Origin of the sequence: Streptomyces sp. NBC_01351, assembly GCF_036237315.1 — a bacterium.
Classification (GTDB): domain Bacteria; phylum Actinomycetota; class Actinomycetes; order Streptomycetales; family Streptomycetaceae; genus Streptomyces.
Genome location: NZ_CP108356.1, coordinates 2,994,262 through 3,007,205, shown reverse-complemented (window position 1 = coordinate 3,007,205; position 12,944 = coordinate 2,994,262). Strand labels below are relative to the sequence as shown.

Genomic DNA, 12,944 nt, shown 5'->3' with positions numbered 1-12,944 from the left:
CCCGCACGCCGGCCGCGTCGTTGGGCAGCCTATGAAGAAGATCATCTCCGCCGCCGCGCTCGCCGTGGCCGCCCTCAGCCTCGCCGCCCCCGCGCACGCCGACGACGGCAACGACAGCAACTTCGGCAGCGGCGTGAACGCCGCGAACAACTGGAACTTCACCGCTGCCGACGTCTGCGTCCAGGAGCTCGCCGTGGTCCCCGCTCTCAGCGACTGGACGGGCAATCACAAGAACAACTGCTCCAACGGTAACGTCATCAACCACTCCCAGGGCTGAGGCCCGCGGCGGGCCCCCGTACGTGACCTCACGTACGGGGGCCGCCGTGGATCACGGGGTGCCGGACCGCCGCCCGATCTTGTTCCCCAGCCACACCAGCGGGTCGTACTTGCGGTCCACCACCCGCTCCTTCAGCGGGATCAGCGCGTTGTCGGTGATCTTGATGCCCTCGGGGCAGACGTCCGTACAGCACTTGGTGATGTTGCAGTAGCCGAGCCCGTGTTCCTCCTGCGCGGTGCGCTTGCGGTCCAGGCCCGCCTCCGCCGCCGCGTCCAGCGGGTGCATGTCCAGCTCCGCCACCCGCATCAGGAAGCGCGGACCGGCGAAGGCGCTCTTGTTCTCCTCGTGGTCACGCACCACGTGACAGGTGTCCTGGCACAGGAAGCACTCGATGCACTTGCGGAACTCCTGCGAACGCTCCACGTCGATCTGCTGCATCCGGTACGCGCCCGGGGCCACCCCCTCCGGCGGTACGAAGGCCGGGACCTCCCTCGCCTTGGCGTAGTTGAAGGACACGTCCGTCACCAGGTCCCGGATGACCGGGAAGGCGCGCAGTGGGGTGACCGTGATCGTCTCGGACCGCTCGAAGGTCGACATCCGCGTCATGCACAGCAGCCGCGGCCGTCCGTTGATCTCCGCACTGCACGAGCCGCACTTGCCGGCCTTGCAGTTCCAGCGCACCGCCAGGTCCGAGGCCTGGGTGGCCTGGAGCCGGTGGACGATGTCCAGGACCACCTCCCCGTCGTGCACCTCGACGGTGAAGTCCCGCAGTTCCCCGCCCTCCGCGTCGCCCCGCCAGATCCGGAAGCTCGCGTCGTACGTGGTCATCCCATTCTCCTTGCGTGGAAACCCCCGGCTTCAGCCGGGGAAGGAAACGCATCTGCGGCTCGGAGTCGCGCAACGGCGAAATGTCGCTGCGTGATGCTCTGACCTGGGCTTGTGTTCGGATTCTGACCGGCCCTAGCGTCCAGGGCGTGGGGGCTTCTTCTGTGAAGCGGGCGTTCAAGTACCGCTTCTATCCAACGGACGCGCAGGCTGCTGAGCTGACGCGGACATTCGGATGTGTGCGGAAGGTCTACAACCTTGCTCTGGCCGCCCGTAGCGAGGCATGGTCGGTACGTGGGGAGCGGGTGGGCTACGGGCAGACATCGGCAATGCTCACGGTGTGGAAGAAGACCGAGGAACTCGCCTACCTTGCCGAGGTGTCCTCGGTTCCGCTCCAGCAGGCTCTGCGGCATTTGCAGAATGCATTCGTGGCGTTCTGGGGGAAACGGTCGAGGTTTCCGCGGTTCAAGTCGAAGCGGAAGTCGCCGGCCTCGGCGGAGTACACGCGCAGTGCGTTCCGGTACGCCGACGGTCGGCTGACGCTGGCGAAGATGGCCGACCCGCTCGAAATCGCGTGGTCCCGGCCTTTGCCCGTGGGTGTGGTGCCGTCCACGGTCACAGCTTCCCGGGACAGTGCGGGACGCTGGTTCGTTTCGCTGCTGTGCGAGGACACCCCCGCGCCGATGCCCGCCACCACGAACGCGGTCGGGATCGATGCCGGGCTGACGGCCCTGGTCACCCTCTCCACTGGCGAGAAGGTCGCCAACCCGAAGCACGAACGAAGGGACCGGGAGCGGCTGGCGCGTGCGCAGCGGGCGCTGGCCCGGAAGGAGAAGGGCAGCAAGAACCGGGCCAAGGCCCGCGTCCGGGTGGCGAGGATCCACGCGCGGATCGCCGACCGACGCAGGGATCAACTGCACAAGCTGACAACTCGACTCGTGCGCGAAAGCCAAACGCTCGTGATCGAGGACCTCACCGTCCGCAACATGCTCAAGAACCACAAGCTCGCCCGCGCCATCAATGACGCGGCCTGGCGCGAGCTGCGGACCATGCTGGAGTACAAGGCGGCCTGGTACGGGCGTGAGCTGATCACCGTCGACCGATGGTTTCCCAGCACACGCCGGTGCTCCGTTTGTGGGGCACTTGCCGAGGCTATGCCCCTGGATGTCCGCGAGTGGACGTGCGAGAACTGCGGAACGACCCACGACCGGGACGAGAACGCAGCTCTGAATCTTCTGGCCGCCGGGCTGGCGGTCACTGCCTGTGGAACGGATGTTAGACCTCAACGAGAGTCCATCTCTCGGTCGGGGCGGTCCGTGTCGAAGCAGGAAACCCCACCCGCGAGGGTGGGAATCCCCTCCCCATAGGGGGGTGGAAGAAGTCAATCGTACAGCTCCTCTTCGGCGAGGTACTTGACCAGCTCTTCCTTCTCGAAGAGCGCGAGCAGGTCGGATCGGATGGGGTCGGTGCGGACCTTGGTGAGCTCGATCCGGTCGGCCCCCGGATCCTCCGGGACCGGGTCGACCGGGCGGCAGAGCAGGTTCACCGGGCGCCAGGTCCGCTCCATCGCCGGGCAGTCCTCGCGGGTGTGCCCGCCCCGGCTCTCGGTGCGCTCCAGGGCCGCGCGGGCCACGCACTCGCTGACCAGCAGCATGTTGCGCAGGTCCAGGGCGAGGTGCCAGCCCGGATTGAACTGCCGATGCCCCTCGACCCCGGCCCGGGCGGCCCGCTCGCGCAGACCCGCCAGCTTCTCCAGGGCCTCGGACATCTCGCCCGCCCGCCGGATGATGCCGACCAGGTCGTTCATGGTCGTCTGGAGCTCCTGGTGCAGGGTGTACGGGTTCTCCGCGCCCTCGGCGGCGTGGAAGGGGGCCAGCGCCTCGGTCGCGGCCGCGTCGATCTCCGTCTGGGACACCGAGGGCCGCGCGCCGGCCGCGGAGGCGTACTCGGCCGCGTGGAGCCCCGCCCGCCGGCCGAAGACCAGCAGGTCGGAGAGGGAGTTGCCACCCAGCCGGTTCGAGCCGTGCATCCCGCCCGCGACCTCGCCCGCCGCGAACAGCCCCGGCACTCCGACGGTGGCCGCGGTGTCGGACTCGACCGCGATCCCGCCCATCACGTAGTGGCAGGTCGGGCCCACCTCCATCGGCTCCGCCGTGATGTCCACGTCCGCCAGCTCCTTGAACTGGTGGTACATGGAAGGGAGCCGCCGCTTGATCTTCTCGGCCGGCATCCGGGTGGACACGTCGAGGAAGACCCCGCCGTGCGGGGACCCGCGGCCCGCCTTCACCTCCGAGTTGATCGCCCGCGCCACCTCGTCGCGCGGCAGCAGCTCGGGCGGACGCCGGTTGTGGTCCGGGTCCTCGTACCAGCGGTCGCCCTCCTCCTCCGACTCGGCGTACTTCTCCTTGAACACGTCGGGGACGTAGTCGAACATGAACCGCTTGCCCTCGGAGTTGCGCAGCACCCCGCCGTCGCCGCGCACGGACTCGGTGACGAGGATCCCCTTCACCGACGGCGGCCAGACCATGCCGGTCGGGTGGAACTGCACGAACTCCATGTTCAGCAGGGGCGCGCCCGCGAGCAGGGCCAGCGCGTGGCCGTCGCCGGTGTACTCCCAGGAGTTCGAGGTGGTCTTGAAGGACTTGCCGATCCCGCCCGTGGCCAGGACCACCGCCGGGGCCTCCAGGACGAAGAAGCGGCCGGACTCGCGTTCGTAGCAGAAGGTCCCCGAGACCCGCTGCCCGTCCTCGGGACCGCGATCTTTCAAGACGCGTGTGACCGTGCACTCCTGGAAGACCTTGAGCCGGGCCTCGTAGTCCCCGTACTCCTTGAAGTCCTCCTGCTGGAGCTGGACGATCTTCTGCTGGAGGGTGCGGATCAGCTCCAGGCCGGTCCGGTCGCCCACGTGAGCGAGGCGCGGGTACTCGTGGCCGCCGAAGTTGCGCTGGGAGATCTTCCCGTCGGGCGTGCGGTCGAAGAGCGCGCCCCAGGTCTCCAGCTCCCAGACCCGGTCCGGGGCCTCCTTCGCGTGCAGCTCCGCCATCCGCCACTGATTGAGGAACTTGCCCCCGCGCATGGTGTCGCGGAAGTGCACCTGCCAGTTGTCGCCCTCGTTGACGTTGCCCATGGAGGCGGCGATCCCGCCCTCGGCCATCACCGTGTGGGCCTTGCCGAAGAGGGACTTGCAGATCACGGCCGTACGGGCGCCGCGCTCGCGGGCCTCGATCGCGGCCCGGAGTCCGGCGCCGCCCGCGCCGACCACGACCACGTCCCACTGCTGCCGGTCGACTTGAACCATGTCAAAAGATCCTCGGGTCGTTGAAGGCGCCGCTGGCGAGCAGGTACACGTAGAAGTCGCAGGCGGCCACGCTGATCAGGGAGGCCCACGCCAGCTGCATGTGGCGGGTGTTGAGGCGGCTGACCCAGCCCCACAGCCGGTAGCGCACCGGGTGCTTGGAGAAGTGCTTGAGCCGGCCGCCCATGATGTGCCGGCAGGAGTGGCAGGACAGCGTGTAGGCCCAGATCAGCGCGATGTTGACCAGGAACAGCAGCGTCCCGAGGCCCATGTGGCCCCACGCGTAGTTCTCGTCGCGGAAGGTGAGCACGGTGTCGTACGTGAGGATGCCCGCGACCGGGATCGCCGCGTAGAAGAAGTACCGGTGCATGTTCTGGAAGACCAGCGGGAAGCGGGTCTCGCCCGTGTACTTCTCGTGCGGCTCGGCCACGGCGCAGGCGGGCGGCGAGGCCCAGAAGCCCCGGTAGTACGCCTTGCGGTAGTAGTAGCAGGTCAGCCGGAAGCCGAGCGGGAAGATCAGGATCAGCAGGGCGGGGGACAGGCCCCACCAGCTGCCGAAGATCTCCCAGTTCGGCCCGCCCTGCATGGGGACGCAGTTCTCCGCGAGACACGGGGAGTAGAAGGGGGAGACGTACGGGGCGGCGTAGTAGTCGGCGTTCGCGAAGGCCCGCCACGTCGAGTAGACGATGAAGGCGAGCAGCCCGGCCGCGGTGCCGGCGGGGGCCAGCCACCACCGGTCGGTGCGCAGGTGCCGGGCAGCGATCGCGGCCCGCGAGGGGTCGTGGACGCCGGCGGGCCGCTGCTGGGGTGGTTGTGTGCCTGTGGCCAAAGGGGACTCCGGGTGGAGTGATGAGGGGTGGCCCAGGAGGCCCGGCCGCGGGGCGGCCGGGCCAGATGGGGTGTGCGGGGGTTGTGGTGCCGGTCAGCCGGTCAGCCGCTAGGCCGGTCGGTCAGCCGGTGGGTCAACCGGTGGGTCAGGGGGCGCGGCGGTCGCGGGCGCCGAGGCCCTCGTCGTCGACGTCCTGCCACAGCGAGCTGTCGTACGGGGTGTCCGGGACCGTCACCATGCGGGACGGGTCCGGGGCGGCCGCCGGCGTCGAGCTCCCGGGCTTCTGGCGCTTGGCCTGCTGCTCCAGCTGCTCGACCTTTCGGGTCAGCTGGTCCAGGTTGCGTCGTACGGCAGTCAGATCGTCTTGCAGGGACATGATTTGCCCTCACTTCCGCCAACGTGCGGTGGCAACGCTCATGTGCGCCTGCGAGTGTCGCGCTTCCCGTCCCCCGTTGTGAAGGGACGTGCAGCGATTGCGGGCGCGCAGGCGTGAACCGTGCGCCCCTCCCTACACCCCATTCTCATCCCTCTCCCGGGGGAACGCTCCTCGGCGCGCAAGCCGGATTGGTCCGCACGGGTGGGGTTCGCGGCGTGGCGAGGGGCTGCTGCGAGGGGTGCGGCGGGACGTCGATTTCAGTGGTTTTCGGCAACCGGTGTGATCAGCTCCATATACCGCCGAACGTGATCATGCATCCCCCCACGCCCCGCCCCGGAGGTACCACCCATGTCCCAGAGAAGGCGCAGGTCCTTGGCGCTGCTGACCTCGGGAGTCCTCGCGCTGCCGCTGCTCGCGGGCTGCGGTGCGGGTGACGACGAGGGCGGCCCGGCCGCCGCCGGACAGGACATCAACGCGACCGCCCGCGAGAAGGTCGCCGACGGCGGCACGCTGCGCTGGGCGGTGGACAGCCTCCCGGACACTTTGAACACCTTCCAGGCCGACGCCGACGCCACCACCGCCCGGATCGCGGGAGCGGTGCTGCCGCAGCTGTTCGTCCTGGATGCCAAGGGGCGGCCGGTGGCCAATCCCGACTACCTGGAGAAGGCCGAGGTCGTCGAGCGGGAGCCCAAGCAGGTCGTCCTGTACAAGCTGAACCAGCAGGCCGTGTGGAGCGACGGCCGCGAGATCGGCGCGGCGGACTTCGTGGCGCAGTGGCGGGCGCTGAACGGCAAGGACTCGGCCTACTGGACCGCCCGCAACGCCGGCTACGAGCGGATCGAGAAGATCGAGCGGGGCAAGACCGACCTGGAGGTCAAGGTCACCTTCGTCAAGCCGTACGCGGACTGGCGCTCCCTGTTCACCCCGCTCTACCCCAAGCAGGTCACCGGGGCCCCGGACGCCTTCAACGAGGGCGCCCGCGGCACCCTGAAGGTGACCGCCGGCCCCTTCGCGCTCGGTGCCATCGACAAGAAGACGGGCACGGCGGCCCTGACCCGCAATCCGCGCTGGTGGGGCGCGCCGACCAAGCTGGACACGCTGATCCTGACGGCCGTGCCCCGGGCGGAGCGGCCGGCCGCGCTCGCCACCGGGAAGCTCGATCTGGCGGAGATCGACCGGGCGGGCGCCGACCGGATCGCGCTGGCCCACCGGGACGCCTCCGGCAAGGGAGCTCCCGGCAAGGGCGCCCCCGGCGCCCCCGCAAACGGCGCCGCGGGCCAGGGCGGGGCCCCGGCGCACGGTCCGGCCGCCGCGCTGACCCCGGCCCAGGCCACCCTGTCGTGGGCGCTCGCCTTCGGCGCGGACGAGGGCAAGGCCGCGGAGGAGAAGGAGAACCGGGCGAAGCACGCCGAGGCGGTGAGCCGCTACGCCGACGAGCAAACGGCGCTGCGGACCTTCACCGTGCGCAAGTCCCTGGAGCCGGCCTACACGCAGCTCGCCCTGAACGGGGCCTCCGGCCCGCTCGCCGACGAGCGGGTGCGCCGGGCGGTGGCCCGGGCCCTCGACCGCAAGGCGCTCGCCGAGGTCGTGCTGAAGCCGCTCGGCCTGCCCGCGAAGCCCGTCGGCAGCCACGTGGCCCTGGCCGGGCAGCAGGCGTACGCCGACAACAGCGACTCCCTCGGCGGCCAGGACACCAAGGCGGCCCAGGCCCTGCTCGCGGACGCCGGCTGGCGCCTCGGCGGGAAGATCACCGAGCCGGCGGGTGCCAAGGCCGGCCCGGAGAGCGCGGAGCAGGACGACTCGAAGACCCCCTCGGGCCCGGGCACCGGCAACGACGGCCTGTACATCGTGGGCCAGGACGACCAGCGCAACGGCGAGCTCCACTCGGCCACCGCCGACCTGCGTGCCGCGGCCCGCGGCAGCGCCGGCCTGACCGCGGTGGCCCCCGGCACGGCCCCCGGCGCGGTCCCCGAAGCCCCCGCCGCGGCCCCCGGCCACCGCACGGGCACGCTCGGCAGCCGCCCCGAGGGCCCCGAGGGCCACAGCGGGTACGGCCTCCCGGTCGAAGCCGCGGCCGAGGGCGTGGCGGCGTACGGACCCGACGGGGAGATCGTCGACGCCGACGCCTTCGCCCTGGGCGCGCCCCGTACCCGGCCCTCCCCGGTGCTGGCCCCGGCCCCCTTCCTGGCCCAGCAGGAGAACTCCCTCCTCGCCCAGGCCGCGGCCGTCGGAGCCGCCGCCGCGGCCGCCGTCGACGACGGCAAGCGCAGCCCGGCCCGCGACGCCGACGCGGCCGAGGAGCCCGGCAAGGCCTCCCAGGCCCCGGCCAAGGGGGCCGTCCGGACCTCCGGCGCCGTCCTGGCCAAGGACGGCAAGCCGCTGACCCTGCGGTTCGTGGTCCCGTCGGGCCCCGGCTCGGAGGCCCTGCGGACGGTCGGCGAGCGGATCTCCCGGATGCTCAAGCAGATCGGCGTGAACACCGAGACGACCAAGGTGGCCGACGACAGCTTCTTCAAGGACCACATCGCCGCCGGCCAGTACGACCTGGCCCTCTACTCCTGGCCCGCGACCGCCTACCCGGCGACCGACGCCCGGCCCATCTTCGCCAAGCCGGAACCGGCCGCGGACGGCTCGCTGCTCGTCGAACAGAACTACACCCGGGTCGGCACCGACCACATCGACCAGCTCTTCGACCAGGCGGTCAGCGCCCTGGACGAGAAGGAGTCCCGCGAGCTGATGCGCAAGGCGGACGCCCGGATCTGGGCGGCGGCCGGCTCCATCCCGCTCTACCAGCGTCCGGAGCTGGTGGCGGCCAAGCCGGGCCTGGCCAACGCCGGCGCCTTCGGCCTCGGCGCCCCCCGCTTCCAGGACATCGGCTGGAAGAAGCCGCCGACCGGCAAGGACAAGAAGAAGTAGCCACGCGGAAGAGCGGAAGAGCGGAAGAGCGGAACAGCGGAAGAGCGGAAGACATGTGTAAGAAGTGGTGACAAACAGGTGCCTGCCCGGTTGACCGGAGGGTCGGAACCTCAGATGTGACTCAAGTCCCTTGCCCGCCGGATCACCGGCGGGCAAGGTCGTTGATATCCGTTGACCCGGCCATTGACCCGCACGAATACCGGCCCCACCGGCGCCCGAGGCACCCCACCCCGCCCTCGGCCGCACTCATGCGTCCGGCCTCTTGACAGACCCCCCGGCAGGCGGTTCCCGCTGCGCGACGTACCATGGGGTAAGGCCGTGGCAGGTTTTCGCCCGGCCGAGGCGAGCGTGCCGGACCGTACGCGACGCCATCCACTATCCCGGGAGAAGCGCCGAAGTGCCCACGCGCCACGACATCCGTAACGTCGCCATCGTCGCCCACGTCGACCATGGCAAGACGACCATCGTCGATGCCATGCTCAAGCAGGCCGGTGCCTTCGCCGCCCACCAGCACCTCGACGACCGCATGATGGACTCGAACGACCTGGAGCGTGAGAAGGGCATCACGATCCTCGCCAAGAACACGGCGGTGAAGTATCACCCCAAGGACGGCGGGGCCCCGATCACGATCAACATCATCGACACCCCCGGCCACGCCGACTTCGGTGGTGAGGTCGAGCGCGGTCTGTCGATGGTGGACGCGGTCGTTCTGCTGGTGGACGCCTCCGAGGGTCCCCTGCCCCAGACTCGCTTCGTCCTGCGCAAGGCCCTGCAGGCGAAGATGCCGGTCATCCTCTGCATCAACAAGACCGACCGTCCGGACTCCCGGATCGACGAGGTCGTCAACGAGACGTACGACCTCTTCCTGGACCTGGACGCGGACGAGGACCAGATCGAGTTCCCGATCGTCTACGCCTGCGGCCGTGACGGCGTGGCTTCGCTGACCAAGCCCGAGGACGGCACCGTCCCGGCGGACAGCACCAACCTGGAGCCGTTCTTCTCCACCATCCTGGAGCACGTCCCGGCCCCGGTGTACGACGAGGAGGCCCCCCTCCAGGCCCACGTCACCAACCTGGACGCCGACAACTTCCTCGGCCGCATCGCGCTGGTCCGTGTCGAGCAGGGCGAGCTGCGCAAGGGCCAGACCGTCGCGTGGATCAAGCGTGACGGCTCCATCTCGAACGTCCGCATCACCGAGCTGATGATGACCGAGGCGCTCACCCGCAAGCCGGCCGAGGTGGCGGGCCCGGGTGACATCTGCGCGGTCGCCGGTTTCCCCGAGATCATGATCGGCGAGACCCTGGCCGACCCGGAGAACCCGATCGCGCTTCCGCTGATCTCGGTGGACGAGCCGGCCATCTCCATGACCATCGGTACGAACACCTCCCCGATGGTCGGCCGCGGCGGCAGCGGCAAGGGCGCGGACGCCAAGTCCGCGGTCAAGGACCGCAAGGTCACCGCCCGCCAGGTCAAGGACCGTCTGGACCGCGAGCTGGTCGGTAACGTCTCGCTCCGCGTCCTCGACACCGAGCGTCCCGACGCCTGGGAGGTCCAGGGTCGCGGTGAGCTCGCGCTCGCCATCCTGGTCGAGCAGATGCGCCGCGAGGGCTTCGAGCTGACCATCGGCAAGCCGCAGGTCGTCACCCAGGAGGTCGACGGCAAGGTCCACGAGCCCGTCGAGCGCATGACGATCGACGTCCCCGAGGAGCACATGGGCGCGGTCACGCAGCTCATGGGCGTCCGCAAGGGCCGCATGGACAACATGTCGAACCACGGCTCCGGCTGGGTCCGCATGGAGTTCGTCGTCCCGTCCCGCGGTCTCATCGGCTTCCGTACGGAGTTCCTCACGGGCACGCGCGGCACCGGTATCGCCCACTCCATCCACGAGGGCCACGAGCCGTGGTTCGGCCCGCTGGTCACCCGTAACAACGGTTCGCTCGTCGCCGACCGCTCGGGTGCGGTCACGCCGTTCGCGATGATCAACCTGCAGGAGCGCGGTGTCCTGTTCACCGAGCCCGGCACCGAGGTGTACGAGGGCATGATCGTCGGCGAGAACTCGCGCTCCGACGACATGGACGTGAACATCACCAAGGAGAAGAAGCTCACCAACATGCGTGCGGCTTCCGCGGACAACACCGAGAACGTGGTGCCGCCCCGCAAGCTCTCCCTGGAGCAGTCCCTGGAGTTCTGCCGCGACGACGAGTGCGTCGAGGTGACCCCGGAGGCCGTCCGCATCCGCAAGGTCGTCCTGGACCAGAAGGACCGCTCGCGCACCGCGTCGCGCGCCAAGTCCGGCAAGTAGCATCACGTCCCACTCCAGTCGCCGCTTGGGCGGCGACGGGGGTTGGCTGAAACACCGCAGAACCCAGCAGCCCCTCCTGTCACCTTGTCCGTGACGGGAGGGGCTGTTCGCTTTTGTCAAGCGGATTGTTGCGTTCTGCTGTCCGCATACCGACCGTGACACTCCGGAAGATGAGCTAACCGTCCGTTTCGCACGTGTCTGTCTCCTATCCGTTTGTCCGGATTTCGGGTTTTGGGTATGAGGTGATGTTGTGAAAACGAGACCACTTAAGTGTGGTTTAGCGTCTGAGCGTCCCCGAGGATGGCTCCATTGAGCTCGGGTCAATGGGTCAGACGCTGTGGGGAGCGCCGACTCACGAGCACACACGACGGGACCGGATTTCGCTGTCAGGGGTGTCAGCGGAAACCGGACCCTCACGTATCAACAGTGACTCCTGAGGAGGCAATTACCCATGCGCGGAGCAACGAGCGCCAAGTGGGTCGCGGGTGCCGTCATCGTGGCGATGGCTGCCACGGCTTGCAGCACCAGCAAGGACGAGGCCGGCAAGTCCGGTGGAAACATCACCGTGGTGCTCGGAGAGCCGCAGCACGGTCTGGTGGGTCAGAACACCGCGGAGTCCGAGGGCGCCGAGGTTCTGAACGCCCTCTTCTCCGGCCTGGTCGAGTACGACAACAAGACCAACGAGCCGAAGCTCGCGGTCGCCGAGTCCATCGAGACCACGGACTCGAAGGTCTGGACGATCAAGCTCAAGGATGGTCACACCTTCCACAACGGCGAGAAGGTCGACGCGCAGTCGTTCGTCCGCGCCTGGAACTGGGGTGCCAACCAGGACAACGCCGCCGAGTCGCTGCCCTTCTTCGACAAGATCGAGGGCTCCGAGGAGCTGGCGCCGGGCAAGGACAAGAAGCCCACCGCCACCGAGCTCAAGGGCCTGAAGGTCGTCGACGAGAAGACCTTCACCGTCACGCTGAAGGCTCCGTTCTCCCAGTTCAAGACGATGCTGGGCTACAACGCCTTCTACCCGCTGCCGAAGGCCTTCGAGGCCGACCCGAAGAAGTTCGGCGAGGCCCCCATCGGCAACGGCGCCTTCCAGATGGACGGCGCCTGGGAGCACAACAAGCAGATCAAGATCAAGCGCTACGACAAGTTCGCCGGTGACAAGGCGAAGCTCGAGGGCGTCACCTTCAAGATCTACGACAACCTGGACACGGCGTACAACGACCTGCGCGCCGACACCATCCAGATCGTCGACAAGCTCCCCGTCTCGGCGATGGCCACCGTCTCCCAGGAGTTCGGCGACCGCTACCTCTACAAGCCGGAGTCGGGCGTCGGTTACATCGGCCTCCCGCTGAAAACCAACGCCGAGGCGTTCGGCAAGGTCGAGATCCGCAAGGCCATCTCGATGGCCATCGACCGGGACGCCATCACGAAGACCATCTTCAACGGCACCCGCAAGCCGGCCGATGACTTCATCAGCCCCATCATCCCGGGTTACCGCAAGGGCGCCCTGGGTGAGGTCGGTACCTACAACCCGACCAAGGCCAAGGAGCTCTACACCCAGGCCGGTGGCATCCCCGGGGGCAAGCTGGAGCTCGGCTACAACGCCGACGGCGGCCACAAGGAATGGATCGAGGCCGTCGCCAACCAGCTGAAGGCGAACCTCGGCATCGAGGTCACCGCCAAGCCGTTCACCAAGTTCGGCGACATGCTGACCGAGCTGGGCGACCAGAAGTACAAGGGCGCCTTCCGCATGGCGTGGTCCATGGACTACCCGGCGGCCGAGAACTACCTCCGTCCGATCTTCTCCAAGGTCGCGATCGACCACGGCTCCAACTACGGCGCCTACGTCAACGAAGAGTTCGAGACGCTGATGGACCAGGCGGACAAGACCGCCAACGAGGCTGAGGCCATCAAGCTGTACCAGCAGGCCGATGACATCATCATCAAGGACCTGCCGTACATCCCGGTCTTCACCTACATGTCTTCCTCGGCCTACTCCAAGTCCGTGAAGAACGTTGAGATCGACGCCCAGGGCCGCATGGACCTGGCCAAGGTCGAGCTCAACTAACACCCCTCTTCACCAAGGGGACATCGGGGGCGGGCAAGCGGAATCAGGTTTCCGCT

At 68.8% G+C, this 12,944-nt stretch carries 9 protein-coding genes; 5 read left to right on the top strand and 4 right to left on the bottom strand.

The annotated features are described in order from the left end of the window. Positions 1–31: 31 nt before the first annotated feature. Positions 32–277: a hypothetical protein gene (locus OG625_RS13345; RefSeq protein ID WP_329379667.1), complete on the top strand. Its 246-nt coding sequence runs from the start codon at positions 32–34 to the stop codon at positions 275–277. 51 nt (positions 278–328) lie between these two features. Here the strand turns inward: OG625_RS13345 and OG625_RS13340 are convergent, their stop codons facing one another. Further along, positions 329–1,105 (bottom strand): succinate dehydrogenase/fumarate reductase iron-sulfur subunit, encoded by a 777-nt coding sequence (locus OG625_RS13340; RefSeq protein ID WP_329379664.1) that lies wholly within the window; start codon positions 1,103–1,105, stop codon positions 329–331. Between the two features lie 14 nt (positions 1,106–1,119). On the opposite strand from OG625_RS13340, the gene OG625_RS13335 reads away from it, so the two are divergent. Further along, positions 1,120–2,469, top strand: coding sequence for an RNA-guided endonuclease InsQ/TnpB family protein (locus OG625_RS13335; RefSeq protein WP_443067708.1), 1,350 nt, complete (start codon positions 1,120–1,122; stop codon positions 2,467–2,469). Positions 2,470–2,483: 14 nt separating this feature from the next. Here the strand turns inward: OG625_RS13335 and OG625_RS13330 are convergent, their stop codons facing one another. The 3 genes from OG625_RS13330 to OG625_RS13320 all read right to left on the bottom strand — a co-directional run bounded on the left by OG625_RS13330 (position 2,484) and on the right by OG625_RS13320 (position 5,602). Continuing rightward, complete coding sequence (locus OG625_RS13330; protein ID WP_329379661.1) at positions 2,484–4,400, bottom strand: fumarate reductase/succinate dehydrogenase flavoprotein subunit; 1,917 nt, start codon at positions 4,398–4,400, stop codon at positions 2,484–2,486. A 1-nt stretch (position 4,401) separates the two neighbouring features. Continuing rightward, positions 4,402–5,226, bottom strand: a complete 825-nt coding sequence (locus OG625_RS13325) for a hypothetical protein (protein WP_329379658.1) — start codon at positions 5,224–5,226, stop codon at positions 4,402–4,404. A gap of 145 nt (positions 5,227–5,371) precedes the next feature. Continuing rightward, a complete protein-coding gene (locus OG625_RS13320) occupies positions 5,372–5,602 on the bottom strand; it encodes a hypothetical protein (protein ID WP_329379656.1) in 231 nt (76 codons plus the stop codon). A gap of 348 nt (positions 5,603–5,950) precedes the next feature. On the opposite strand from OG625_RS13320, the gene OG625_RS13315 reads away from it, so the two are divergent. From OG625_RS13315 to OG625_RS13305, 3 genes are all read left to right on the top strand, one after another. Next, positions 5,951–8,518 (top strand): ABC transporter family substrate-binding protein, encoded by a 2,568-nt coding sequence (locus tag OG625_RS13315; RefSeq protein WP_329379654.1) that lies wholly within the window; start codon positions 5,951–5,953, stop codon positions 8,516–8,518. Positions 8,519–8,915: 397 nt separating this feature from the next. Further along, positions 8,916–10,820, top strand: coding sequence for a translational GTPase TypA (gene typA, locus OG625_RS13310; protein ID WP_329379651.1), 1,905 nt, complete (start codon positions 8,916–8,918; stop codon positions 10,818–10,820). A gap of 451 nt (positions 10,821–11,271) precedes the next feature. Beyond that, positions 11,272–12,888 carry a peptide ABC transporter substrate-binding protein gene (locus OG625_RS13305; RefSeq protein WP_329379649.1) on the top strand — a complete coding sequence of 539 codons (1,617 nt, stop codon included), beginning with the start codon at positions 11,272–11,274 and terminating at the stop codon, positions 12,886–12,888. Positions 12,889–12,944 lie beyond the last annotated feature (56 nt).